36 protein-coding genes are annotated in these 21,313 nt (G+C 68.4%); all 36 read right to left on the reverse strand.

Annotated features, from left to right (window positions below):
• Positions 1–176 precede the first annotated feature (176 nt).
• Positions 177–1,013, reverse strand: coding sequence for a tRNA pseudouridine(38-40) synthase TruA (truA, locus tag ABZ215_RS20185; RefSeq protein ID WP_354950774.1), 837 nt, complete (start codon positions 1,011–1,013; stop codon positions 177–179).
• Positions 1,014–1,078: 65 nt separating this feature from the next.
• Positions 1,079–1,660, reverse strand: coding sequence for a 50S ribosomal protein L17 (gene rplQ, locus ABZ215_RS20190; protein WP_027935793.1), 582 nt, complete (start codon positions 1,658–1,660; stop codon positions 1,079–1,081).
• Positions 1,661–1,739: 79 nt separating this feature from the next.
• Positions 1,740–2,807 carry a DNA-directed RNA polymerase subunit alpha gene (locus ABZ215_RS20195; RefSeq protein ID WP_017986635.1) on the reverse strand — a complete coding sequence of 356 codons (1,068 nt, stop codon included), beginning with the start codon at positions 2,805–2,807 and terminating at the stop codon, positions 1,740–1,742.
• Positions 2,808–2,898: 91 nt separating this feature from the next.
• Positions 2,899–3,504 carry a 30S ribosomal protein S4 gene (gene rpsD / locus ABZ215_RS20200; RefSeq protein ID WP_020417571.1) on the reverse strand — a complete coding sequence of 202 codons (606 nt, stop codon included), beginning with the start codon at positions 3,502–3,504 and terminating at the stop codon, positions 2,899–2,901.
• 23 nt (positions 3,505–3,527) lie between these two features.
• Positions 3,528–3,929, reverse strand: coding sequence for a 30S ribosomal protein S11 (gene rpsK / locus ABZ215_RS20205; RefSeq protein WP_017986633.1), 402 nt, complete (start codon positions 3,927–3,929; stop codon positions 3,528–3,530).
• A 19-nt stretch (positions 3,930–3,948) separates the two neighbouring features.
• Complete coding sequence (locus ABZ215_RS20210; RefSeq protein WP_017986632.1) at positions 3,949–4,155, reverse strand: hypothetical protein; 207 nt, start codon at positions 4,153–4,155, stop codon at positions 3,949–3,951.
• Positions 4,152–4,532: a 30S ribosomal protein S13 gene (gene rpsM / locus ABZ215_RS20215; protein WP_017986631.1), complete on the reverse strand. Its 381-nt coding sequence runs from the start codon at positions 4,530–4,532 to the stop codon at positions 4,152–4,154. The genes ABZ215_RS20210 and rpsM overlap by 4 nt, the downstream gene beginning before the upstream one ends.
• 204 nt (positions 4,533–4,736) lie before the next feature.
• A complete protein-coding gene (gene rpmJ / locus ABZ215_RS20220; RefSeq protein WP_004558882.1) occupies positions 4,737–4,850 on the reverse strand; it encodes a 50S ribosomal protein L36 in 114 nt (37 codons plus the stop codon).
• A gap of 32 nt (positions 4,851–4,882) precedes the next feature.
• A complete protein-coding gene (gene infA, locus ABZ215_RS20225; protein ID WP_005443304.1) occupies positions 4,883–5,104 on the reverse strand; it encodes a translation initiation factor IF-1 in 222 nt (73 codons plus the stop codon).
• Positions 5,105–5,342: 238 nt separating this feature from the next.
• Positions 5,343–6,137, reverse strand: a complete 795-nt coding sequence (gene map, locus ABZ215_RS20230; protein ID WP_027935792.1) for a type I methionyl aminopeptidase — start codon at positions 6,135–6,137, stop codon at positions 5,343–5,345.
• 14 nt (positions 6,138–6,151) lie between these two features.
• Positions 6,152–6,706 (reverse strand): adenylate kinase, encoded by a 555-nt coding sequence (locus tag ABZ215_RS20235; RefSeq protein ID WP_026153762.1) that lies wholly within the window; start codon positions 6,704–6,706, stop codon positions 6,152–6,154.
• Positions 6,703–8,010 carry a preprotein translocase subunit SecY gene (gene secY / locus ABZ215_RS20240; RefSeq protein WP_027935791.1) on the reverse strand — a complete coding sequence of 436 codons (1,308 nt, stop codon included), beginning with the start codon at positions 8,008–8,010 and terminating at the stop codon, positions 6,703–6,705. Before secY ends, ABZ215_RS20235 begins: the two co-directional genes overlap by 4 nt.
• A gap of 178 nt (positions 8,011–8,188) precedes the next feature.
• A complete protein-coding gene (locus ABZ215_RS20245; protein ID WP_237338056.1) occupies positions 8,189–8,788 on the reverse strand; it encodes a LysE family translocator in 600 nt (199 codons plus the stop codon).
• Positions 8,789–8,973: 185 nt separating this feature from the next.
• Complete coding sequence (locus ABZ215_RS20250) at positions 8,974–9,927, reverse strand: hypothetical protein (RefSeq protein WP_354950777.1); 954 nt, start codon at positions 9,925–9,927, stop codon at positions 8,974–8,976.
• 81 nt (positions 9,928–10,008) lie between these two features.
• Positions 10,009–10,455: a 50S ribosomal protein L15 gene (gene rplO, locus ABZ215_RS20255; protein ID WP_020417567.1), complete on the reverse strand. Its 447-nt coding sequence runs from the start codon at positions 10,453–10,455 to the stop codon at positions 10,009–10,011.
• Complete coding sequence (gene rpmD / locus ABZ215_RS20260; protein ID WP_020417566.1) at positions 10,452–10,637, reverse strand: 50S ribosomal protein L30; 186 nt, start codon at positions 10,635–10,637, stop codon at positions 10,452–10,454. Before rpmD ends, rplO begins: the two co-directional genes overlap by 4 nt.
• Before the next feature lies 1 nt (position 10,638).
• Positions 10,639–11,268 carry a 30S ribosomal protein S5 gene (gene rpsE / locus ABZ215_RS20265; RefSeq protein ID WP_017986622.1) on the reverse strand — a complete coding sequence of 210 codons (630 nt, stop codon included), beginning with the start codon at positions 11,266–11,268 and terminating at the stop codon, positions 10,639–10,641.
• A gap of 37 nt (positions 11,269–11,305) precedes the next feature.
• The gene (gene rplR, locus ABZ215_RS20270; RefSeq protein ID WP_027932626.1) at positions 11,306–11,707 is read right to left on the reverse strand and encodes a 50S ribosomal protein L18; all 402 of its coding nucleotides are present in this window, start codon (positions 11,705–11,707) and stop codon (positions 11,306–11,308) included.
• Positions 11,708–11,709: 2 nt separating this feature from the next.
• Entirely contained in the window at positions 11,710–12,249 is a 540-nt protein-coding gene (gene rplF, locus ABZ215_RS20275) for a 50S ribosomal protein L6 (protein WP_020417565.1), read from the reverse strand.
• Positions 12,250–12,266: 17 nt separating this feature from the next.
• On the reverse strand, positions 12,267–12,665 hold the full coding sequence (gene rpsH / locus ABZ215_RS20280) for a 30S ribosomal protein S8 (protein ID WP_020417564.1): 399 nt from the start codon (positions 12,663–12,665) through the stop codon (positions 12,267–12,269).
• A 74-nt stretch (positions 12,666–12,739) separates the two neighbouring features.
• Positions 12,740–12,925, reverse strand: a complete 186-nt coding sequence (locus ABZ215_RS20285) for a type Z 30S ribosomal protein S14 (protein WP_017986618.1) — start codon at positions 12,923–12,925, stop codon at positions 12,740–12,742.
• The gene (gene rplE, locus ABZ215_RS20290; protein WP_017986617.1) at positions 12,925–13,488 is read right to left on the reverse strand and encodes a 50S ribosomal protein L5; all 564 of its coding nucleotides are present in this window, start codon (positions 13,486–13,488) and stop codon (positions 12,925–12,927) included. The genes ABZ215_RS20285 and rplE overlap by 1 nt, the downstream gene beginning before the upstream one ends.
• Positions 13,488–13,802, reverse strand: coding sequence for a 50S ribosomal protein L24 (rplX, locus tag ABZ215_RS20295; protein ID WP_017986616.1), 315 nt, complete (start codon positions 13,800–13,802; stop codon positions 13,488–13,490). Before rplX ends, rplE begins: the two co-directional genes overlap by 1 nt.
• Positions 13,802–14,170: a 50S ribosomal protein L14 gene (rplN, locus tag ABZ215_RS20300; protein WP_017986615.1), complete on the reverse strand. Its 369-nt coding sequence runs from the start codon at positions 14,168–14,170 to the stop codon at positions 13,802–13,804. Before rplN ends, rplX begins: the two co-directional genes overlap by 1 nt.
• Before the next feature lie 79 nt (positions 14,171–14,249).
• Positions 14,250–14,555, reverse strand: a complete 306-nt coding sequence (rpsQ, locus tag ABZ215_RS20305; protein WP_020417563.1) for a 30S ribosomal protein S17 — start codon at positions 14,553–14,555, stop codon at positions 14,250–14,252.
• On the reverse strand, positions 14,555–14,803 hold the full coding sequence (gene rpmC / locus ABZ215_RS20310; RefSeq protein ID WP_017986613.1) for a 50S ribosomal protein L29: 249 nt from the start codon (positions 14,801–14,803) through the stop codon (positions 14,555–14,557). The genes rpsQ and rpmC overlap by 1 nt, the downstream gene beginning before the upstream one ends.
• On the reverse strand, positions 14,803–15,222 hold the full coding sequence (rplP, locus tag ABZ215_RS20315; RefSeq protein WP_017986612.1) for a 50S ribosomal protein L16: 420 nt from the start codon (positions 15,220–15,222) through the stop codon (positions 14,803–14,805). The genes rpmC and rplP overlap by 1 nt, the downstream gene beginning before the upstream one ends.
• Positions 15,223–15,225: 3 nt before the next feature.
• Complete coding sequence (rpsC, locus tag ABZ215_RS20320) at positions 15,226–16,071, reverse strand: 30S ribosomal protein S3 (RefSeq protein WP_017986611.1); 846 nt, start codon at positions 16,069–16,071, stop codon at positions 15,226–15,228.
• Positions 16,071–16,472, reverse strand: coding sequence for a 50S ribosomal protein L22 (gene rplV / locus ABZ215_RS20325; protein WP_026153758.1), 402 nt, complete (start codon positions 16,470–16,472; stop codon positions 16,071–16,073). The genes rpsC and rplV overlap by 1 nt, the downstream gene beginning before the upstream one ends.
• Positions 16,473–16,503: 31 nt before the next feature.
• Positions 16,504–16,785 carry a 30S ribosomal protein S19 gene (gene rpsS / locus ABZ215_RS20330; RefSeq protein ID WP_017986609.1) on the reverse strand — a complete coding sequence of 94 codons (282 nt, stop codon included), beginning with the start codon at positions 16,783–16,785 and terminating at the stop codon, positions 16,504–16,506.
• 18 nt (positions 16,786–16,803) lie between these two features.
• Positions 16,804–17,637, reverse strand: coding sequence for a 50S ribosomal protein L2 (gene rplB / locus ABZ215_RS20335; protein WP_026153757.1), 834 nt, complete (start codon positions 17,635–17,637; stop codon positions 16,804–16,806).
• A gap of 16 nt (positions 17,638–17,653) precedes the next feature.
• Positions 17,654–17,965: a 50S ribosomal protein L23 gene (gene rplW / locus ABZ215_RS20340; protein ID WP_017986607.1), complete on the reverse strand. Its 312-nt coding sequence runs from the start codon at positions 17,963–17,965 to the stop codon at positions 17,654–17,656.
• On the reverse strand, positions 17,962–18,648 hold the full coding sequence (gene rplD / locus ABZ215_RS20345) for a 50S ribosomal protein L4 (protein WP_017986606.1): 687 nt from the start codon (positions 18,646–18,648) through the stop codon (positions 17,962–17,964). The genes rplW and rplD overlap by 4 nt, the downstream gene beginning before the upstream one ends.
• On the reverse strand, positions 18,645–19,301 hold the full coding sequence (gene rplC, locus ABZ215_RS20350) for a 50S ribosomal protein L3 (RefSeq protein ID WP_017986605.1): 657 nt from the start codon (positions 19,299–19,301) through the stop codon (positions 18,645–18,647). Before rplC ends, rplD begins: the two co-directional genes overlap by 4 nt.
• 31 nt (positions 19,302–19,332) lie before the next feature.
• A complete protein-coding gene (rpsJ, locus tag ABZ215_RS20355) occupies positions 19,333–19,638 on the reverse strand; it encodes a 30S ribosomal protein S10 (RefSeq protein WP_003883485.1) in 306 nt (101 codons plus the stop codon).
• A gap of 363 nt (positions 19,639–20,001) precedes the next feature.
• Positions 20,002–21,195, reverse strand: a complete 1,194-nt coding sequence (gene tuf, locus ABZ215_RS20360) for an elongation factor Tu (protein ID WP_017986604.1) — start codon at positions 21,193–21,195, stop codon at positions 20,002–20,004.
• Positions 21,196–21,313: the final 118 nt, after the last annotated feature.

The raw sequence follows: 21,313 nt of genomic DNA on the forward strand, positions 1-21,313 counted from the left end.
GTCAAGGCGGGAAAGCGTGCCTTGACACGGCTGGTCGGCGACTAAAGATCGGCTGTGGATCGGGGGCGGGGGAGGTCTGGTTGGGGTAGTCGCTTACTTTTCGTTGCCGGGCGGCGGTTTGGAGCGCTGTTAACTCCGGGTGCCGCCTGTGGATAACCGCTGTGGATTGTGGATAACTAGCTTGCCTCGGAGGCTGCTCGCATGTTGCGGGTCTGTTCGGCGCGTGCCGCCAGTTCCTCGTCGGCCGGGTAGTCCACGCCGATCAACGTCAGGCCGTGTGCTGGGGCCACGGCGCTGTCCCGCACTCCCCCACGCAACAGCTCAGCCGGCCACTCGGTCGGGCGACGGCCGTCGCCCACCAGGAGCATCGCGCCCACCAGGCTGCGCACCATCGAGTGGCAGAACGCGTCAGCCGACACCTCAGCCTCGACGACATGCGAATCGATCCGGCGCCACGTGAACCGCTGGAGTTCGCGGATCGTCGTGCCGCCCTCGCGCTGCTTGCAGAACGCCGCGAAGTCCCGCAGGCCCAACAGCGCCTCGGAAGCCTCGTTCATCGCCGTCAGCGACAGCGGGCGGCCCCAGGCCAGGGTGTCGAACCGGCGCAACGGATCAACGCCCCACGGCGCGTCCGAGACCCGGTAACGGTAGTGCCTGCGGATCGCGGAGAACCGGGCGTCGAAGCCCTCCGGCGCGACCCGGGCGTCCAGCACTCGCACGTCGCCCGGCAGGAACCGGTTCCAGCGGTGCCGCATGCGCTCAAGGTCGGGAATCCCCCGGTCATCCACCGCCAGCCGTCCGGCCGGCCCGGACAGCGGCACCACGTCCACGTGCACGACCTGCCCGGTCGCGTGCACGCCGGCGTCCGTGCGGCCGGCCACCACGACCGACTTCGGCACCGCGGCGCCGGGCGGCTGCTTCGCCAGCGCCTCCTCCAGCAAGCCCTGCACCGTGCGGCGGCCGGGCTGGCGGGCCCACCCCGAGAACTGCGTGCCGTCGTAGCTGACGTCCAAGCGCAGACGAACGAGCCCGCCCTCCCCGGAGGGAGCAGCGGGCTCGTCGCGTGAAACTTCAGCCGTCAGGACTCGTCCTTCTTGGCGTCGTCCTTGGCCTCGGCAGCAGCGTCGTCGGCACCCTCGGCCGGCTCGGCGGTCGCCTCGGTGGTGGCCGACTCGGGCGCCTCAGCGTCCTGGTCGGTCGCCTCAGCGGCCTTGGTCTCCTCGGCCTCGGTCGCGGCGGGAGCGGCAGCCTCATCCTTCGCGAACTTGGTCTTCCGCGCCTTCTCCGCCTCCGAGGTGACGGTCTTCTCGGACACCAGCTCGATGACCGCCATCGGGGCGTTGTCGCCCTTGCGCGGCAGCGTCTTGGTGATCCGGGTGTAACCGCCGTTGCGGTCCGCGAAGAACGGGCCGATCTCGGCGAGCAGCTTGTGAACCACGTCCTTGTCGCGGATCACGCGCTGGATCTGACGCCGGTTGTGCAGGTCGCCGCGCTTCGCCTTGGTGATCAGCTTCTCGGCGAGCGGCCGCATCCGGCGGGCCTTGGCCTCGGTCGTGGTGATCTTGCCGTGCTCGAACAGCGACGTGGCGAGGTTCGCCATCATCAGCCGCTCGTGGGCCGCGGATCCACCGAGACGGGGGCCCTTCGTGGGGGTGGGCATTGCTTCTCCTCGTAAATCCGGCCGCTTTCAGGCCGGCGCCCGCCCCGCACGAATCACTCGGCGAGGCGGGCCGCCGTCCTTACAGCTGCTCCGTCTCTGCGTAGTCCTGGCCGTCGTCGTGGCCGTTGTCCGACAGACCGCCGACACCCTCGGCGGACCAGCTCTCGCCGCCCTCGTAGGAGGCAGCAGCCGCGGTCGGGTCGAACCCGGGCGGGCTGTCCTTCAGCGACAGGCCGAGGCCGACGAGCTTCATCTTGACCTCGTCGATCGACTTCGCGCCGAAGTTGCGGATGTCGAGCAGGTCGGCCTCGCTGCGCGAGACCAGTTCGCCGACCGTGTGGATGCCCTCGCGCTTGAGGCAGTTGTACGACCGGACCGTGAGGTCCAGGTCCTCGATCGGCATCGCGTAGGCGGCGATGGTGTCCGCCTCCTGCGGCGACGGGCCGATCTCGATGCCCTCGGCGTCGACGTTGAGCTCCCGGGCCAGGCCGAACAGCTCGACCAGCGTCTTACCGGCCGACGCGACGGCGTCGCGCGGGGTGATCGACGGCTTGGTCTCGACGTCCAGGATCAGCTTGTCGAAGTCGGTGCGCTGCTCGACACGGGTCGCCTCGACCTTGTAGGTGACCTTCAGCACCGGCGAGTAGATCGAGTCGACCGGGATCCGGCCGATCTCGGCACCAGCCTGCTTGTTCTGCTGAGCGGGCACGTAACCGCGGCCGCGCTCGACGACCAGTTCGATCTCCAGTTTGCCCTTGCCGTTCAGCGAGGCGATGTGCAGATCCTGGTTGTGCACGGTGACACCGGCCGGCGGAACGATGTCGGCCGCGGTGACCTCACCCGGGCCCTGCTTGCGCAGGTACATGGTGACGGGCTCGTCCTCCTCGGACGAGACGACCAGTTCCTTGAGGTTCAGGATGATGTCGGTGACGTCTTCCTTCACCCCGGGGACGGTGGTGAACTCGTGCAGCACACCGTCGATGCGGATGCTGGTGACCGCCGCGCCCGGGATGGACGACAGCAGCGTGCGCCGCAGCGAGTTGCCGAGCGTGTACCCGAAGCCGGGCTCCAGCGGCTCGATGGTGAACCGGGACCGGGTCTCGTTGATCGGCTCTTCGCCGAGGGCCGGTCGCTGGGAAATCAGCACTTTCTTCTCTTCCTTTCCTGCCGGCGCCCGCCATATGACGCCGAAAGGGATGGCGGAGCGGCGACGCGCGGGTGCGCGCCGCCGCGGCCGATCACTTCGAGTAGTACTCGACGATCAGCTGTTCCTGGACCGGAACGTCGATCTGCGCCCGCTCGGGGAGCTGGTGCACCAGGATGCGCAGGTTGGACTGCACGACCTGCAGCCAGCCGGGGATCGGCCGGTCGCCGAACGACTCCTTGGCGGCCACGAAGGGCAGCATCTGGAGCGACTTCGGCCGCACGTCGATGATGTCGAACTTCTCGACCTGGTAGCTGGGGATCGTCACCTTCACGCCGTTGACGGTGAAGTGACCGTGCGCCACCAGCTGACGCGCCTGACGGCGGGTACGGGCCAGGCCGGCGCGGTACACGACGTTGTCGAGGCGCGACTCGAGGATCTGCAGCAGGTTCTCACCGGTCTTGCCGGGGCGCCGCGCGGCCTCCTTGTAGTAGCGGCTGAACTGCCGCTCGAGGACGCCGTACGTGTAGCGAGCCTTCTGCTTCTCCTGCAGCTGGAGCAGGTACTCGGACTCCTTGACCCGGCCGCGGCCGTGCTGGCCGGGCGGGTACGGGCGGCGCTCGAAAGCCTGGTCGCCGCCGACGAGGTCAACCTTGAGGCGCCGCGAGATGCGAGTCGCGGGGCCGGTGTAGCGAGCCATCTGTTGTTACTCCTCCCCGTTCCTCAGACCCGGCGCCGCTTGGGCGGGCGGCAGCCGTTGTGAGGCTGCGGGGTCACGTCCTGGATGGTGCCGACCTCGAGACCGGCGGCCTGCAGCGAACGGATCGCCGTCTCCCGGCCGGAACCCGGGCCCTTGACGAACACGTCGACCTTCTTCATCCCGTGCTCCGCGGCCTTGCGGGCCGCGTTCTCGGCCGCCATCTGCGCGGCGAACGGGGTGGACTTGCGGGAGCCCTTGAAACCGACGTGGCCGGAGGAGGCCCACGAGATGACCGCACCGTTCGGGTCGGTGATCGACACGATGGTGTTGTTGAAGGTGCTCTTGATGTGAGCGTGGCCGTGGGCCACGTTCTTCTTTTCCTTCCGCCGGACCTTCTTGGCCCCGGCGCGAGCCTTGGGTGGCATGTTGGGTGGTTTCTCCTGCCTAGCGCGAGTTCTCGGTCTGTGCGGCGGCAGCGGCGGCCTCGCGGGCCTCCTGCTGGCCACGCCGGATCAGCGAACCGGCGTCGGTGTAGAGCTGGCGAAGCGCCATCGGGCGGGCATACAGGGCCTTCGGCGAAACGCACGAATTGTTGCGGCGGCGCACCTGCCCGGCGCCGATCCGCACGACCTTCTTGCCCTGGACGCTCACTTCTTGCCAGCCTTCTTCTTGCCGGCGACCGTCTTCTTCGGACCCTTGCGGGTGCGGGCGTTGGTCTTGGTCCGCTGACCGCGGACGGGCAGACCGCGGCGCCACCGCAGGCCCTCGTAGCAGCCGATCTCGATCTTGCGACGGATGTCGGCCTGCACCTCGCGGCGGAGGTCACCCTCGACCTTGAAGTTCTCTTCGATGTGGTCGCGCAGCTTGACGAGGTCGTCGTCGGTCAGGTCGCGGACCCGGGTGTCCGGGTTCAGCGACGTGGCCGCGATGAGCTCCTTCGAGCGCGTACGACCGATGCCGTAGATGTAGGTCAGCGCGATCTCCAACCGCTTCTCGCGGGGGAGGTCTACGCCGGCGAGTCGTGCCATGGCGCTTGATGCTCCTTCTGCTGTTCGTCGCTCCAGGTGTGCTCCCCGCCCGGTTCCGGGACCGACTCGCATGTCGTCCGGAGCACTTGCGTGTCCGGTGTCCCGGCCCCGGCCTGGAGTCCGGGGGTCGGCCGGGCCGTGTGGCCCGGCAGGTGCGGGGAGGTCATACAGCTGTCCGTCCGCTCTGCGTGGTGCAGGCGGTGATCAGCCCTGCCGCTGCTTGTGCCGCAGGTTCTCGCAGATCACCATGATCCGGCCGTGGCGGCGGATCACCTTGCACTTGTCGCAGATCTTCTTGACGCTCGGCTGGACCTTCACGTCTCCTGCTTCCTTATGCGTTGCTCACCGCGTCACTTGTAGCGGTAGACGATCCGCCCACGAGACAGGTCGTACGGCGACAGCTCGACGACAACCCGGTCTTCCGGGAGGATGCGGATGTAGTGCTGCCGCATCTTGCCGCTGATGTGTGCCAGGACCTTGTGACCGTTCTCCAACTCGACTCGGAACATCGCGTTGGGGAGTGGCTCGATGACCCGACCTTCGACCTCGATGGCCCCGTCTTTCTTAGCCATGTCCTCCGCGTTTCGTGACTTGGTAGAGCACCGAATTGGCAACTCTTGCGTTCGGCGGACACGCCGCACCGACCCCAAGGACCCGAGCATTCACGAGCGCGTTGGAACCGGCGTGATGAGTACGCCAGCTAGATAGTGTACGCAGCCTGTGTCGCACCTCGCGAGGCGGGGTGATGTGTGGTAGGCAACGTCACTCCGACGATACCCCAAGTCGCACCGGAAGCGGTGAACCCGCAGGTCAGGAGCCTTCGGGCAGGGTCAGGACGCGGGGGCCGTCCTCGGTGATGGCGACGGTGTGCTCCCAGTGGGCGGCACGTGAGCCGTCCGCGGTCACCACGGTCCAGCCGTCCTCGAGCTCGACGGTCTCGGCGCTGCCGCCGGTCAGCATCGGCTCGATGGCCAGCGCCATGCCGGGCTTGAGCTTCGGCCCCTTGCCGGGCTTGCCGACGTTGGGCAGGAACGGCTCCATGTGCATCTCGGTGCCGATGCCGTGCCCGCCGTACTCGACGATCTGGCCGTAGGAGGTGCCGTCGGCCGCCGAAGAGGTCTCGGCGGAGGACTGCACGGCATGCGAGATGTCGGTCAGCCGGGCGCCGGGCACCGCGGCCTCGATGCCGGCGAGCATCGCGGCGCGGGTGGCGGCCGACAACGCCTGGTCGGCGGCCGAAACCGCGCCGATGGCGAGGGTGACGGCGGAGTCGCCGTGCCAGCCGTCGAGGATGGCGCCGCAGTCCACGGACAGCAGGTCGCCCTCGGCCAGCACCGTCGTCTTCGCCGGGATGCCGTGGACGACCTGCTCGTTCACCGACGCGCAGATCGAGGCCGGGAAGCCGTGGTAGCCCTTGAACGAGGGCACCGCGCCGGCCGCGCGGATGGTCTGCTCGGCGATCTCGTCCAGGTCGCCGGTGCTGACGCCGGGCTTGGCGGCCTCGGCGACGGCCGCGAGGGTGCGGGCCACCACGATGCCGGCGGCCCGCATCGCGTCCAGCTCGCCGGGCGTCTTGATCTCGATGCCGCGGTGGCGGCGGAGCACGGAAGGCACCAGGTTCACGCGCGCGCGTCGAGAGCGTTCACGATCCGCGAGGAGACCTCGTCGACCTCGCCGACGCCGTCCACCTTGACCAGGATGTCGCGGTAGTAGTCCAGCAGCGGCGCTGTCTCCGACTGGTAGACCTGCTGCCTGCGGCGGATGACCTCTTCGGTGTCGTCCGTGCGGCCGCGGCCCAGCAGGCGCTCGACCAGGACGTCCTCCGGCACGTCGAGCTGGATGACCGCGTCGAGCGCGCTGTCCGACTCGGCCAGCATCTCGCCGAGGACCTCGGCCTGCTTGGTGTTGCGCGGGAACCCGTCCAGCAGGAAGCCGGCCTTGGTGTCGGACTCGGCAAGGCGCTCGCGGACCATCTCGTTGGTGACGCTGTCCGGGACCAGCTCGCCCGAGTCGAGGTAGCGCTTCGCCTCCTCGCCCAGCGGCGTCTGCTCCGCCACGTGAGCGCGGAAGAGGTCACCCGTGGAGATGTGCGGGATGGAGAGCCGCTGCGACAGCGCTACCGCCTGAGTTCCCTTCCCTGCTCCGGGCGGGCCGACAAGAACCAGGCGCGTCATCGCAAGAACCCTTCGTAATTCCGCTGCATCAGCTGGCTTTCGATCTGCTTCACCGTGTCGAGGCCGACGCCGACCATGATCAGCACGGCGGTGCCGCCGAACGGGAAGTTCTGGTTGTTGCCCTCCTGCGTGATGGACAGGAAGAAGTTCGGGAGGATCGCGATGATGCCGAGGTAGAGCGAGCCGGGGAAGGTGATCCGGCCCAGGACGAAGCTCAGGTACTCGGCGGTCGGCCGACCGGGGCGGATGCCCGGGATGAAGCCGCCGAACTTCTTCATCTCCTCCGCGCGCTCATCCACGTTGAACGTGATGGTGATGTAGAAGTACGTGAAGAAGATGATCAGCGCGAAGTACAGCAGGATGTGCACCCAGCTGGACTGGTTGACCACGTAGGTCTGCAGGAACGCCTGCCAGCCGGAGCCGCTGGTCGGGTCGCCGAACAGACGGCTGATCAGGTCCGGCAGGTACAGCAGCGACGAAGCGAAGATGACCGGGATGACACCGGCCTGGTTCACCTTGATCGGCAGGTAGGTCGACGTGCCGCCGTACATCCGGCGGCCAATCATCCGCTTGGCGTACTGCACCGGGATCCGGCGCTGGCCCTGCTCGACGAAGATGACGCTGGCGATGATCACCAGGCCGAAGAGGCACACCAGCGCGAAGACGAGACCGCCCTGGTTGTTGAGGATGTTCATGCCCTCGGCCGGGATGCGGGCCGCGATGTTCAGGAAGATCAGCACGGACATGCCGTTGCCGACGCCGCGCTCGGTGATGAGCTCGCCCAGCCACATCATGACCGCGGTGCCCGCCGTCATGGTGATGACGATCAGCGCCAGCGAGAAGATGCTGTTGTCCGGGATGATCGACTGCGCGCAGTCCGGGAACAGCTGGCCGCGGTCGGCGAGCGCCACCACACCGGTCGCCTGCAGGATCGCCAGCGCGATCGTCAGGTACCGGGTGTACTGCGTGAGCTTGCCCTGGCCGGCCTGGCCTTCCTTCTTCAGCTCCTCGAACCGCGGGATGACGACGGTGAGCAGCTGGATGATGATGCTGGCCGTGATGTACGGCATGATGCCGGTCGAGAAGATCGACAGCTGCAGGAGCGCCCCGCCGCTGAACAGGTTCAGCAGGGAGTAGATGCCGGACTGGTCGGCACCGGCCTGGCATGCCTGCACATTGGGATAGGAGACCCCGGGCGCCGGGGTGACCGCACCGATCCGGTACACGGCCACGATCAACAGCGTGAACAGGATCTTCTTGCGCAGGTCCGGCGTGGCGAGAGCCGAGCGAAAGGCGCTGAGCACGCGGGGGACCTCCTCGGCGTCGCCGGTGGGTGTCACCGGCGATCGGCTTGGCCGGCACGCTGGCCGGCAGGAACACCATGTCGCTGGCAAGCCAGCAGCGCTCCGGGGCATGTCGGTCCCCGAAGCGCGTCGCCCGACTCTAACAGCCGGGCGTTGGAGGGTTGTGAGGTAGGCCGTGTTATGAGCCGGAGGCGGCCAGGGTGCCGGCCATGCCGAGCAGGACCACTCCGGTGCCGCGGTCCAGGTTCCGCCGGGATTCGACGCTCAGGCGGACGGCCTTGAGCGCGGCGCCGACCGCGGCGTAGGCCGTGCCGGCGAGGAACTCGGCGACGAGGTAGACGCCGCCGAGGATCGCGATCTGCGCGGTGGGTGACCCGTGCGCGGGGTCGACGAACTGCGGCACGAACGCGGTGAAGATGAGGATCGCCTTGGGGTTGGTGATGGCGACGAGGAACTCCTTGCGCAGCACGGGGCCGGGTGGTTGTTCCGCCGGTGGCTGGGGCTTGCTGCGGAGGAGCCGGACGCCGAGCCAGACGAGGTAGGCGACACCGGCCCACTTGACAGCGGTGAGCGCGGGCTCGGACGCGGCGAGCAGCTGACCGAGCCCCGCCGCGACGGCGCCGATCATGAGCGTGAAGGCCGCCAAGCGCCCGAGCAGCCCCGCGAGGGCCCGCGGGAGGCCGTGCTGGATGCCGTGGTGCAGCCCGAGAAGGTTGTTGGCGCCCGGCGTGAGGGCGATGAGCATGGCGGCGCCGAGGAAGACGAGCAACCAGGTCATCGCCGTGACGGTACTGGCTGTGCTGACGAGGGGCGGCTGATTTTCGGGGCGGGCGGCGGCACGGCAGCTCACGAGCGGCGGCAGCATGTCGGCGGATCGCGAGGTGCCGCACTCCGGCACGGCTGCCGGACTCGGCGCGGCGGGTGGCGGCGAGGCGAGCGCCCACCTACCCAATAGGCGGGACGTTAGGAGCTTGGGCGCTCCTCGCCGCGCGGGTCGCCTTCCGGCGAGGCCCCTTGGCGCTCCCCCGGTTGCGCCTCGGCGGGATGGTGCCGGCTTGCCGGGTTCGGGCGCCAGCCGCTCTGTCCCGACAGTCCCTGGCCCGCCGCGTTCGCGCCCGGCTCGCCCTGACTTCCTACGCCCTGACCGGGCGTGCTCGGGCCGGGTGGGTAGCCGGCGTGCGGCAGGGGCATGGCCTGTCCCGCAGACGGGGCGCTCGGGTAGGGCTCGCCGCCGGGCCAGTGCCTCGTCGGGGCCGGGAACTGCGGTCCGGGCTGGTACCCGGACGGCGCGGGGATCCCGTAGCGCGGCGTCGTCAGGTCCTGCGGCGCGCGGCGGCCCCGCGCGGCGGCCAGGACCGCGGCCACGATCGCCGCCAGGGTGGCGCCGGCGACCAACCAGAACCCGAGTCCGAGCCGGTCGCTCGTCGAGAAATCGCCGTCGCCCTCCGCGGCGCCCGTCGGGCGGAAGCTCTCGTGGAGGCTGACCCCCTGCAGGACGATCCCGGCTGCGGTCGCGAGGAGGAAGGCCGCGCCGGTCGCCGTGGCCAGCGCCGCCGCGAACTTCCGGGCGGGCGACGAATCGCGGCGAGCCGCGGCCAGGCTCAGCACCGCCGCGATGACCAGCAACAACCCGGCCGCCGCCAGCAGGTAGCCGTTGCGGACCGGGCTGCCGAAGGTGTTCGTCGGGATCCCGGGCTGCGCCGCCTCCGCGGTCAAGTCCCACCCGGTGACCGTCAGCGACAGCTGCGGCTCACCCTGGAAGAGCAGCTCGCCCTCGAACAACGCGAAGAACGAGCCCGTGACGGCGGCCGCGGCGGCGAGCAACGCCAGCGCGGCGCCCAGCAGACGTCCACCGTGCCAACCAGGTCGACGGCTCGGCACCGGCGGGTAACCAGGTGGAACCCCCGGGAACGACATCACCCGATCGTGGCACCACCAGCACGCAAAGGAAAGGGCCCGCCGGTCCGGAGACCAGCGGGCCCTTGCCGCAGGCAGAACTCAGAGCTCGGTGGCCGAACCGCCGGCCGCCTCGAGCTTCTCCTTCGCGGACGAGGAGAACTTGTCGGCGGTGACGTTCAGCTTCACGCCGTTCAGGTCGCCGTTGCCGAGGACCTTGACGAGCTCGTTCTTGCGAACCAGACCGCGCTCGACCAGCTGCTCCTTGGTGACGTCGCCACCGTCCGGGAAGACCCGGGCGATGTCACCGACGTTCACCGGCTGGTACTCGGTGCGGAAGCGGTTCTTGAAGCCACGCAGCTTCGGCAGCCGCATGTGGATGGGCATCTGCCCACCCTCGAAACCGGCGGGCACGTTCTTCCGGGCCTTGGTGCCCTTCGTACCGCGACCGGCGGTCTTGCCCTTCGAACCCTCACCACGACCGACGCGGATCTTCTCGCGCTTGGCGCCCGGGGCCGGGCGCAGGTGGTGGATCTTGATGGCCGTCATGCCTTGACCTCCTCAACAGTCACGAGGTGGCGGACGGTGTGGATCAGACCGCGGACCTCCGGGGTGTCCTCGCGCACCACGGACTGCCGGATCTTGCGCAGCCCGAGGGTCCGCAGGGACTCCCGGTGGTTGTGCTTGGTGCCGATCTTGCTCTTGACCTGGGTCACCTTGAGCTGAGCCATGTCAGACCCCCTGTCCCGCACGCTGACGCAGCATCCGGGCCGGCGCGACGTCCTCGAGCGGCAGACCGCGACGGGCCGCCACCTCCTCCGGACGCTGGAGCCCCTTCAGGGCCGCCACGGTGGCGTGCACGATGTTGATCGCGTTGTCCGAGCCGAGCGACTTCGACAGCACGTCGTGCACACCCGCGCACTCCAGCACCGCGCGGACCGGGCCACCGGCGATGACACCGGTACCGGCGCTGGCCGGGCGGAGCAGGACCACACCGGCGGCCTCCTCACCCTGGACCGGGTGCGGGATGGTGCCGGCGATCCGGGGAACGCGGAAGAAGTTCTTCTTCGCTTCCTCGACGCCCTTGGCGATGGCCGCGGGAACTTCCTTGGCCTTGCCGTAGCCGACGCCGACCTGACCGTCGCCGTCACCGACGACCACCAGGGCGGTGAAGCTGAAGCGACGACCACCCTTCACGACCTTGGCGACGCGGTTGATCGCGACGACGCGCTCGAGGTGCGGGGTCTTCTCCTGGCCGGCCCCGCCACGGCCACCGTCGCGGCGGTCGCGGCGGTCACGACGGTCGCGGTCGTTGCCGCCCGGACCGCCCTGTCCACCGCCCTGCCGTGTACGTCCCGGCATCAGGCTTTCCTTCCATTCGCGAGCATGTGCATGGTTCTCAGAACTCCAACCCCGCCTCGCGAGCGGCGTCGGCCAGCGCGGCGATGCGGCCGTGGTAGCGGTTGCCACCGCGGTCGAACACGACGCTGGAGATGCCCGCACCCTTGGCGCGGGCGGCCACGAGCTCGCCGACCTTGGCGGCCTTGGCCTTCTTGTCGCCCTCGAGCGCACGCACGTCGGCCTCGAGGCTCGACGCCGAGGCGACCGTGTGGCCTGCCACGTCGTCGATCACCTGGACCGTGATGTGCCGCGAGGACCGGTGGATGACCAGCCGGGGCCGCTGGGCGGTCCCGCCGACCTTCTTGCGAAGCCGGAAGTGACGGCGCGCCTTCGCGACGCGGCGCCGGGTCGAGATGTCCTTGCCGACCGGCTTCCGCTTCTTCGTTGCCGTTTCGCTCATGATCACTTACCCGTCTTTCCGACCTTGCGACGGATGCGCTCACCCTCGTAGCGCAGCCCCTTGCCCTTGTACGGGTCCGGACGGCGGAGCCGGCGGATCACCGCGGCGATCTGGCCGACCTTCTGCTTGTCGATGCCGGACACGGAGAACCGGGTCGGGGTCTCGACCTTGAAGGTGATGCCTTCCGGCGCCTCGATCAGCACGGGGTGGCTGTAGCCGAGGGCGAACTCGAGGTTGCTGCCCTTGGCCTGGACGCGGTAACCGACACCGTGGATCTCGAGCTTCTTCTCGTAACCCTCGGTCACACCCACGACCAGGTTGTTGACCAGCGTGCGGGTCAGACCGTGCAGCGCACGGCTCTCCCGCTCGTCGTCCGGGCGCTTGACCAGCAGCGCGCCGTCCTCACCGCGCTCGACCGTGATCGGCTCGGCGATGGTGTGCGACAGGGTGCCCTTGGGACCCTTCACCGAAATGTTCTGGCCGTCGATGGTCACCTCGACCCCGGAAGGGACGGTGATCGGCTGCTTACCGATGCGCGACATGCCTGCTCTCCCTTCCGTTACCAGACGTAGGCGAGGACTTCCCCGCCCACACCGTTGCGCTTGGCCTGCCGGTCGGTCTGAAGGCCGCCCGACGTCGAGATGATCGCGATGCCCAGCCCGCCCAGCACGCTCGGCAGCTCGGTCGACTTGGCGTACACCCGCAGACCCGGCTTGGACACGCGGCGCAGACCGGCGATGCTGCGCTCGCGGTTGCGGCCGTACTTCAGTTCCACGATGAGGTTCTTGTGCTTCTCACCCGGCTCGTCCCGGTAGCCCGAGATGTAACCCTCGCGCTTCAGGATCTCGGCGATGTTCGCCTTGAGCTTCGAGTGCGGCACCACGACCTCGTCGTGGTACGCCGAGTTGGCGTTCCGCAGACGTGTCAGGAAGTCTGCGATGGGGTCGGTCATCGTCATGGTGACCTTCAACCTTTCTCGCCTGGTTCCCCCTAGTCAGAGGGCCTGTGGCGAAGTGGGAGCTTCTGTCGTTCCTACCAGCTGGACTTGGACACACCGGGGAGTTCGCCCGCGTGCGCCATCTCGCGCAGGCAAACCCGGCACAGTCCGAACTTGCGGAACACCGAGTGGGGCCGGCCGCACTTGTTGCAGCGCGTGTAGGCACGCACCTTGAACTTCGGCTTGCGGGCCGCCTTGGCGATCAGAGCCTTCTTGGCCATCAGTTCTCCTTGAACGGGAAGCCGAGCTTGCGGAGCAGCGCGCGGCCCTCGTCGTCGGTGGTAGCGGTGGTGACAACGGTGACGTCCATGCCGCGCGGGCGGTCGATGGAGTCGGGGTCGATCTCGTGGAACATGGACTGCTCGTTGAGACCGAAGGTGTAGTTGCCGTTGCCGTCGAACTGCTTGGCCGACAGCCCGCGGAAGTCGCGGATACGCGGCAGCGCGATCGTCAGCAGCCGGTCCAGGAACTCCCACATGCGGTCGCCGCGCAGCGTCACGCGCGCACCGATCGGCTGGCCCTCACGCAGCTTGAACTGCGCGATGGACTTGCGCGCCCGGCGCACCTCGGGCTTCTGACCGGTGATGGCCGCGAGGTCGCGGATCGCACCGTCGATCAGCTTGCTGTCCCGCGCGGCGTCGCCGACACCCATGTTGACGACGACCTTGACCACGCCCGGGATCTGGTGGACGTTCTCGTAGCCGAACTCGCTGCGGAGCTCGCCCTTGATCTCTTCGCGGTACCGCGTCTTCAACCGCGGCACGATCTTCTCTGCGGTCGTCATCAGATGTCCTTACCGGTCCGGCGCGAGATGCGAACCTTCTTGCCGTCCTCGCCGATGCGGTAGCCCACGCGGGTCGGCTTGCCGTCGGAGTCCACGACCATCACGTTCGACACGTGGATCGGGGCCTCCTGCGTCACGATGCCGCCGGACTGCGCGCCGCGCTGGGTCTGGGAGATCCGGGTGTGCTTCTTGATCCGGTTCACGCCCTCGACCAGCACCCGCTGGCGCTCCGGGTAGGCCTTGATGACCTTGCCCTTGGCGCCCTTGTCCTTGCCGGCGATGACGACGACCGTGTCGCCCTTCTTCACCTTCATCAGAGCACCTCCGGCGCCAGCGAGATGATCTTCATGAACTTGCGGTCACGCAGCTCACGGCCGACCGGGCCGAAGATGCGGGTGCCGCGCGGCTCGTTGTCGTTCTTGATGAGCACGGCGGCGTTCTCGTCGAACTTGATGTAGGAGCCGTCCGGGCGACGCCGCTCCTTCGTCGTGCGGACGACGACGGCCTTGACCACGTCACCCTTCTTCACCCCGGCAGCCGGGATGGCGTCCTTGACGGTGGCGACGATGATGTCGCCGATACCCGCGTAGCGCCGTCCCGAGCCACCGAGCACGCGGATGCAGAGGATCTCCTTGGCACCCGTGTTGTCGGCGACTCGCAGCCGCGACTCCTGCTGGATCACGTCAACTCCTGTATGTCGCGCCGGTTCTCACCTTCCGGCGAGCCTGGCGGAACGGAGGAGGCCCGAGATGGGCCTCCGATTACTTGGCCTTCTCCACGATCCGCACGAGCCGCCACCGCTTGGTGGCCGAGGTCGGGCGGGTCTCCATGAGGATCACGCGGTCACCGATGCCGGCGGTGTTCTCCTCGTCGTGCGCCTTCACCTTGCTGGTGGAGCGGAGAACCTTGCCGTAGCGGCGGTGCTTCTTGCGGTCCTCGAGCTCGACCACGATCGTCTTGTCCATCTTGTCCGAGACGACGTAACCCTCACGGACCTTGCGGTAGTTGCGACCGGATTCGGCGCTCTGCACCGGCTGCGCGGCGAGCTCTGGGGTCTGCTCACTCATCAGGCAGCACCTTCTTCATTCTCGGCGTCGGGGGAAACGGACAGGCCGAGCTCGCGCTCCCGCATCACCGTGTAGATCCGAGCGATGTCGGCACGGACGGTGCGGAGGCGGCGGTTGTTGTCCAGCTGCCCGGTGGCCATCTGGAAGCGGAGGTTGAACAGCTCCTCCTTGGCTTCCTTCAGGCGCAGCACGAGCTCCTCGTTGGTGAGCTCACGCAGCTCTGCGGCGGCGACACCTGCCTGCGCCATCAGAACTCACCACCTTCACGGGTCACGATGCGGCACTTCATGGGGAGCTTGTGGATCGCGCGGCGCAGCGCCTCACGAGCCTGGGCCTCGTTCGGGAAGCTCAGCTCGAACATGACGCGGCCCGGCTTCACGTTGGCGACCCACCACTCGGGCGAACCCTTACCGGAACCCATGCGGGTTTCGGCCGGCTTCTTGGTGAGCGGGCGGTCCGGGAAGATGTTGATCCAGACCTTGCCGCCACGCTTGATGTGCCGGGTGATGGCGATACGAGCGGACTCGATCTGCCGGTTGGTCACGTAGTGGTGCTCAAGCGCCTGGATGCCGTACTCACCGAAGGTGACCTTCGTGCCGCCCTTGGCGGCACCGGCGCGCTTCGGCGAGTGCTGCTTGCGGTGCTTGACCTTGCGTGGGACGAGCACGCCTCAGCCCTCCGTCTTCTCGGCCGCGTCCGGCGAACCCTGCGCGGGCGCCTCGCTGGTCGCGACATCCGTGTCGGCCTTCGCGGCGGCAGCGGCGCGGCCGGCTTCGGTCGAGGTCGGCGTCGTGCCCTGGGCGCCGGAACGGCGCGGGCGCGACGGACGCTCCCGGCGCGGACGCTCGTTGGCGGCCGCGGCGTCCCGCTCGGCCTTGGCCTTCAGGCCGCCGACCAGGTCACCCTTGTAGATCCACACCTTCACGCCGATGCGGCCGAAGGTGGTGCGGGCCTCGAAGAAGCCGTAGTCGATGTCCGCGCGCAGCGTGTGCAGCGGGACCCGGCCGTCGCGGTAGTGCTCCGACCGCGACATCTCGGCACCGCCGAGGCGGCCGCTGCACTGCACGCGGATGCCCTTGACCTGCGACGAGCGCATGGTCGTCTGGATCGCCTTGCGCATCGCGCGGCGGAACGCCACGCGGTTGGACAGCTGCTCGGCGACGCTCTGGGCGACCAGCTGCGCGTCGGCCTCGGGGTTCTTGACCTCGAGGATGTTCAGCTGGACCTGCTTGCCGGTCAGCTTCTCCAGCGAGCCGCGGATCCGGTCGGCCTCCGCGCCGCGGCGGCCGATCACGATGCCCGGACGCGCGGTGTGGATGTCGACCCGCACGCGGTCACGGGTGCGCTCGATCTCGACCTTGGAGATGCCGGCGCGCTCCATGCCCGTGGACAGCAGCTTGCGGATCTTGACGTCCTCGGCCACGTACTCCGCGTACTGCTTGTCGGCGTACCAGCGCGACTTCCAGTCGGTGGTGATCCCCAGCCGGAAGCCGTGCGGGTTGATCTTCTGGCCCACTAGCGGCCACCTGCCTTCTTCTTACCGCTCTTCTTCGCTTCCGGACGCGACTCCACCTCGACCGTGATGTGGCTGGTGCGCTTCCGGATCCGGTACGCACGGCCCTGGGCGCGCGGCTGGATGCGCTTGAGGGTCGGGCCCTCGTCGGCGTACGCGTTCTTCACGAACAGCGTGTCCGGGTCCAGGTTGAGGTTGTTCTCGGCGTTGGCCACGGCGCTGGCGAGCACCTTCGCCACCGGCTGGCTCGCCGCGTACGGCGAGAACCGGAGCACGGCGAGGGCTTCGGCGGCGCTAAGACCCTTGATCAGCTCGATCACCCGGCGCACCTTCGTCGGCGAGTCCCGGACGAAGCGAGCCCGCGCCACGGCCACCTGGGCCGGAGCGGTTTCTGGGGCTGTCATCGCTTGCTTTCCCTAACTCTCGTGTGCCCGCTCAGCGGCGGCGCGACTTCCGGTCATCCTTGACGTGACCCTTGAAGGTCCGCGTCGGAGCGAACTCGCCAAGCTTGTGGCCGACCATGGCCTCGCTGACGAACACCGGCACGTGCTTGCGGCCGTCGTGCACCGCGATGGTGTGACCCAGCATGTCCGGGATGATCGTGGACCGGCGGGACCAGGTCTTGATCACGGTCTTCTTGCCCGACTCGTTGAGCGCGTCCACCTTCTTGAGCAGGTGGTCGTCCACGAACGGGCCCTTCTTCAGGCTACGCGGCATGTTGTCTTACCTCCCTGCTCAGCGCTTCTTGCCGGTACGCCGGCGGCGGACGATCAGTGCGTCGGACGGCTTGCGGCGGCGGGTGCGGCCCTCCGGCTTGCCGTTCGGGTTGACCGGGTGGCGACCACCCGAGGTCTTGCCCTCACCACCACCGTGCGGGTGGTCGACCGGGTTCATGACGACACCACGGACGGTCGGGCGCTTGCCGCGCCAGCGGTTGCGGCCCGCCTTGCCCCAGTTGATGTTCTGGTGCTCGGAGTTGCCGACCTCGCCGACGGTGGCGCGGTTGCGCACGTCCACGTTGCGGATCTCGCCCGAGGGCATCCGCAGCTGGGCGTACGGGCCGTCCTTGGCGACCAGCTGCACGCGGGCGCCGGCGGAGCGGGCGATCTTCGCGCCGCCACCGGGACGCAGCTCGATGGCGTGCACCACGGTGCCGACCGGGATGTTGCGCAGCGGCAGGTTGTTGCCCGGCTTGATGTCGGCGCGCGGGCCGGCTTCCACCGTGTCGCCCTGCTTGAGCTTGTCCGGCGCGATGATGTAGCGCTTCTCGCCGTCCGCGTAGTGCAGCAGCGCGATGCGGGCGGTCCGGTTGGGGTCGTACTCGATGTGCGCGACCTTGGCCGGGATGCCGTCCTTGTCGTTGCGCCGGAAGTCGATGACCCGGTAGGCCCGCTTGTGGCCGCCACCCTTGTGCCGGGTGGTGATCTTGCCCGAGGAGTTGCGGCCACCCGACTTGCTCAGCGGGCGCAGCAGCGACTTCTCCGGCTCGGACCGGGTGATCTCGGCGAAGTCCGACACGCTCGAGCCACGGCGGCCCGGAGTCGTCGGCTTGTACTTACGAATACCCATGACAGCTTTCCGTCCCTTACGCGGCGGGTCCGCCGAAGATCTCGATCGGCTTGCTCTCGGCGGACAGCGTCACGACGGCGCGCTTGACGTTCTTGCGCTTGCCGAAGCCGTAGCGGGTCCGCTTGCGCTTGCCCTGCCGGTTCAGCGTGTTCACGCTGACGACCTTGACGCCGAAGATCTGCTCGACGGCGATCTTGATCTGCGTCTTGTTGGCGTCCGGCCGGACCTCGAACGTGTACTTGTGGTCCTCGAGGAGCCCGTAGGACTTCTCGGAGATCACCGGCGCGAGCACGATGTCACGAGGGTCCGGGATGGCAACGCTGCTCACTGCGCTTCACTCCCTTCAACCTCGCTGGCCCGAGCCGAAGCCTTGGCCGCCTTGCCCTTGACGGGACCGGCGATGAAGGCGTCGTACGCGGCCTTGGTGAACACCACGTCGTCGTTGACCAGCACGTCGTAGGTGTTGAGCTGGTCGGGGTTGATCAGGTGCACGTTCGGCAGGTTGCGGGCCGACAGCCAGCCCTGCTCGTCCTCGCGGTGCAGCACGACCAGCAGGCGCTTGGCCTGGGTCACGGCGGCGAGGACCTTCTTCGCCTCCTTGGTGCTGGGCTTCTCGCCCGACACCAGCTCGGTGATGACGTGCACCTGGCCGGCGCGCGCCCGGTCGGAGAGGGCGCCACGCAGGGCGGCGGCCTTCATCTTCTTCGGGGTGCGCTGGGTGTAGTCGCGCGGCGTGGGGCCGTGGACGGTGCCACCGCCGGCGAACTGCGGGGCGCGGGTCGAACCCTGGCGGGCGCGGCCGGTGCCCTTCTGGCGGTACGGCTTCTTGCCGCCACCGGAGACCTCGCCGCGGGTCTTCGTGTCGTGCGTGCCCTGGCGCGCGGCGGCCTGCTGGGCCACCACGACCTGGTGCATCAGCGGCACGTTGGCCTGCACGTCGAAGATCTCGGCGGGGAGCTCGACGGTGCCCTCGGCGCTGCCGGCCGGGGTCTTCAGCTCGACGCTGGTCATTCGGTAGCACCACCCTTCGCGGCGGTCTTGACGAAGACGAGGCTGCCCTTGGGGCCGGGAACGGCGCCCTTGATCAGCAGCAGGCCCTCTTCGGCGCGCACGTCGTGGACGGTCAGGCCCTGCGTGGTGACCTTGACGCCACCCATGCGGCCGGCCATCCGCAGGCCCTTGAAGACGCGGCCCGGGGTGGCGCAGCCACCGATCGAGCCGGGGGCGCGGTGCTTCGCCTGGTTACCGTGGCTGGCGCCCTGGCCCTTGAAGCCGTGACGCTTCATGACACCGGCGTAGCCCTTGCCCTTGCTGGTGCCCGTGACGTCGACGCGCGAGCCGGCGGGGAACACCTCGGCGGTGATCTCCTGGCCGACCTCGTAGCTCTCGGCGTCGGTCGTGCGCAGCTCGGCGAGGTAACGCCGCGGCGTCACGCCGGCCTTCTGGAAGTGGCCGGTCACCGGCTTGTTGACCTTGCGCGGGTCCACGGCGCCGAAAGCCAGCTGCACGGCCTGGTAGCCGTCGTTGTCCTGGGTACGGATCTGGGTCACCACGTTCGGCCCGGCCTGCACGACGGTCACCGGAACGATCCGGTTGTCCTCGCCGAAGACCTGGGTCATGCCGAGCTTGGTGCCCAGGATGCCCTTTACTTGCCTGTCAGACATGAGTCTCTTATCTCCGCCGCTCGCCCAACGCTTACTGGATGTTGACGTCGACGCTCGCCGGGAGGTCGATGCGCATGAGCGCGTCGACCGTCTTCGGCGTCGGGTCGAGGATGTCGATCAGCCGCTTGTGCGTGCGCATCTCGAAGTGCTCGCGCGAGTCCTTGTACTTGTGCGGCGAGCGGATGACGCAGTAAACGTTCTTCTCGGTGGGCAGCGGCACAGGTCCGACGACCGAGGCGCCGGTGCGCGTCACCGTCTCGACGATCTTGCGCGCGCTGGCATCGATCGCCTCGTGGTCGTAGGCCTTGAGCCTGATGCGGATCTTCTGTCCCGCCATGGTCGCAGCTCGTTCCTTCGTCTTGTGCCGCTATCTCTACCCGCGCATTCGCGCCGGTTTCCGCACGTCAACGCCCTCGCGTCCGATCCACGCGGTCGGGCGTGTCGCGCCCGCTGCGCAGACTGATCCCGTAGGAGGATCGTCGTCGTGCCGGTTGGTCTTCACCGCGAGACGGCCGTGCCGGCCATCTGTCGCGCCCGCGGTCTCCCCCTGGGAAACCCACGGACCAAGGCCGCTCGCGCCGGGGCGGCCGATTTCTCTAGAGATATCGGCCGCCCCGCAACGAGCAACTCAACTAGTGTCGCACACGTGGTTCCACAACCCGGCCCCGGGGTGCTATAAGCACTCCGGGGCCGGATGGAATCACTTGATGATCTTGGTGACCTGGCCCGCGCCGACGGTCCGGCCACCCTCACGGATGGCGAACCGCAGACCCTCGTCCATGGCGACCGGCTGGATGAGCTGCACCTTGATCTCGGTGTTGTCACCCGGCATGACCATCTCGGTGCCCTCGGGGAGGGTGACGACACCGGTCACGTCGGTCGTGCGGAAGTAGAACTGCGGGCGGTAGTTGTTGAAGAACGGCGTGTGCCGGCCACCCTCGTCCTTGGACAGGATGTAGACCGAGCCCTCGAACTCCGTGTGCGGAGTCGTGGTGCCGGGCTTCACGACGACCTGGCCGCGCTCGACGTCCTCGCGCTTGATGCCGCGGAGCAGCAGACCGACGTTGTCACCGGCCTGGCCCGAGTCGAGCAGCTTGCGGAACATCTCGACACCGGTGACGGTGGTCTTGGTCGACTTCTCGCGGATACCCACGATCTCGACCTCTTCGTTGACGTTGATCTGGCCGCGCTCCACGCGACCGGTCACGACGGTGCCGCGGCCGGTGATGGTGAAGACGTCCTCGATCGGCATCAGGAACGGCTTGTCGAGGTCACGCACCGGGTCCGGCACGTTGTCGTCGACGGCCTGCATGAGCTCGAGAACCGACTCGGCCCACTTGGCGTCGCCCTCGAGGGCCTTGAGGCCGGAGACCTTGACCACGGGGGCGTCGTCGCCGGGGAACTCCTGCGAGGACAGCAGCTCGCGGACCTCCAGCTCGACCAGCTCGAGGATCTCCTCGTCGTCCACCATGTCGGCCTTGTTCAGGGCCACCACGATGTAGGGCACGCCGACCTGGCGGGCGAGCAGCACGTGCTCACGGGTCTGCGGCATCGGGCCGTCGGTCGCGGCGACCACCAGGATCGCGCCGTCCATCTGGGCGGCACCGGTGATCATGTTCTTGATGTAGTCCGCGTGACCGGGGGCGTCCACGTGGGCGTAGTGACGCTTCTCGGTCTGGTACTCGACGTGCGAGATGTTGATCGTGATGCCGCGCTGCTTCTCTTCCGGCGCGTTGTCGATCTGGTCGAACGCCCGGGACTCGTTGAGCTCCGGGTACTTGTCGTGCAGAACCTTGGTGATCGCCGCGGTCAGCGTGGTCTTGCCGTGGTCGACGTGACCGATGGTCCCGATGTTGACGTGCGGCTTGCTCCGCTCGAACTTCGCCTTCGCCACTGGAATGTCCTCCTGGACTCTTGCTTTTGCTTCACCGGACGGCGTGGCAGCCGAACGGCGATCGATCTGGTCGGTTGTGCGGACCCTAGGGGAGGCCCCTGTGCGCGCCCGCGTTGGG

Origin of the sequence: Amycolatopsis sp. NPDC006131 (assembly GCF_040614175.1) — a bacterium.
GTDB classification, from domain to species: Bacteria; Actinomycetota; Actinomycetes; order Mycobacteriales; family Pseudonocardiaceae; genus Amycolatopsis_E; species Amycolatopsis_E tucumanensis.

Excerpts from the sequence above, each read along its gene's own strand:
- rpsQ (WP_020417563.1), bottom strand. The coding sequence starts at position 14,555 with ATGAGTGAGCAGACCCCAGAGCTCGCCGCGCAGCCGGTGCAGAGCGCC.
- ABZ215_RS20245 (WP_237338056.1), bottom strand. The coding sequence starts at position 8,788 with ATGACCTGGTTGCTCGTCTTCCTCGGCGCCGCCATGCTCATCGCCCTC.
- rpsE (WP_017986622.1), bottom strand. The coding sequence starts at position 11,268 with ATGCCGGGACGTACACGGCAGGGCGGTGGACAGGGCGGTCCGGGCGGC.
- rpsK (WP_017986633.1), bottom strand. The coding sequence starts at position 3,929 with ATGCCACCCAAGGCTCGCGCCGGGGCCAAGAAGGTCCGGCGGAAGGAA.
- rplR (WP_027932626.1), bottom strand. The coding sequence starts at position 11,707 with ATGAGCGAAACGGCAACGAAGAAGCGGAAGCCGGTCGGCAAGGACATC.
- rplO (WP_020417567.1), bottom strand. The coding sequence starts at position 10,455 with ATGACGGCCATCAAGATCCACCACCTGCGCCCGGCCCCGGGCGCCAAG.
- rplE (WP_017986617.1), bottom strand. The coding sequence starts at position 13,488 with ATGACGACCGCAGAGAAGATCGTGCCGCGGTTGAAGACGCGGTACCGC.
- rplX (WP_017986616.1), bottom strand. The coding sequence starts at position 13,802 with ATGAAGGTGAAGAAGGGCGACACGGTCGTCGTCATCGCCGGCAAGGAC.
- rplQ (WP_027935793.1), bottom strand. The coding sequence starts at position 1,660 with ATGCCCACCCCCACGAAGGGCCCCCGTCTCGGTGGATCCGCGGCCCAC.
- ABZ215_RS20285 (WP_017986618.1), bottom strand. The coding sequence starts at position 12,925 with ATGGCCAAGAAGGCTCTGATCGCCAAGGCGGCCCGCAAGCCGAAGTTC.
- rpsS (WP_017986609.1), bottom strand. The coding sequence starts at position 16,785 with ATGCCGCGTAGCCTGAAGAAGGGCCCGTTCGTGGACGACCACCTGCTC.
- rpmD (WP_020417566.1), bottom strand. The coding sequence starts at position 10,637 with ATGGCTCAGCTCAAGGTGACCCAGGTCAAGAGCAAGATCGGCACCAAG.
- rpsD (WP_020417571.1), bottom strand. The coding sequence starts at position 3,504 with ATGGCTCGCTACACCGGCCCCGCGACTCGCATCTCGCGGCGCCTCAAG.
- infA (WP_005443304.1), bottom strand. The coding sequence starts at position 5,104 with ATGGCTAAGAAAGACGGGGCCATCGAGGTCGAAGGTCGGGTCATCGAG.
- ABZ215_RS20250 (WP_354950777.1), bottom strand. The coding sequence starts at position 9,927 with ATGTCGTTCCCGGGGGTTCCACCTGGTTACCCGCCGGTGCCGAGCCGT.
- rplB (WP_026153757.1), bottom strand. The coding sequence starts at position 17,637 with ATGGGTATTCGTAAGTACAAGCCGACGACTCCGGGCCGCCGTGGCTCG.
- rpsM (WP_017986631.1), bottom strand. The coding sequence starts at position 4,532 with ATGGCACGACTCGCCGGCGTAGACCTCCCCCGCGAGAAGCGGTTGGAG.
- rpsH (WP_020417564.1), bottom strand. The coding sequence starts at position 12,665 with ATGACGATGACCGACCCCATCGCAGACTTCCTGACACGTCTGCGGAAC.
- rplC (WP_017986605.1), bottom strand. The coding sequence starts at position 19,301 with ATGTCTGACAGGCAAGTAAAGGGCATCCTGGGCACCAAGCTCGGCATG.
- rplD (WP_017986606.1), bottom strand. The coding sequence starts at position 18,648 with ATGACCAGCGTCGAGCTGAAGACCCCGGCCGGCAGCGCCGAGGGCACC.
- rpsJ (WP_003883485.1), bottom strand. The coding sequence starts at position 19,638 with ATGGCGGGACAGAAGATCCGCATCAGGCTCAAGGCCTACGACCACGAG.
- rpmC (WP_017986613.1), bottom strand. The coding sequence starts at position 14,803 with ATGGCGCAGGCAGGTGTCGCCGCCGCAGAGCTGCGTGAGCTCACCAAC.
- rplF (WP_020417565.1), bottom strand. The coding sequence starts at position 12,249 with ATGTCGCGCATCGGTAAGCAGCCGATCACCGTCCCTTCCGGGGTCGAG.
- rplV (WP_026153758.1), bottom strand. The coding sequence starts at position 16,472 with ATGACAGCCCCAGAAACCGCTCCGGCCCAGGTGGCCGTGGCGCGGGCT.
- ABZ215_RS20235 (WP_026153762.1), bottom strand. The coding sequence starts at position 6,706 with ATGACGCGCCTGGTTCTTGTCGGCCCGCCCGGAGCAGGGAAGGGAACT.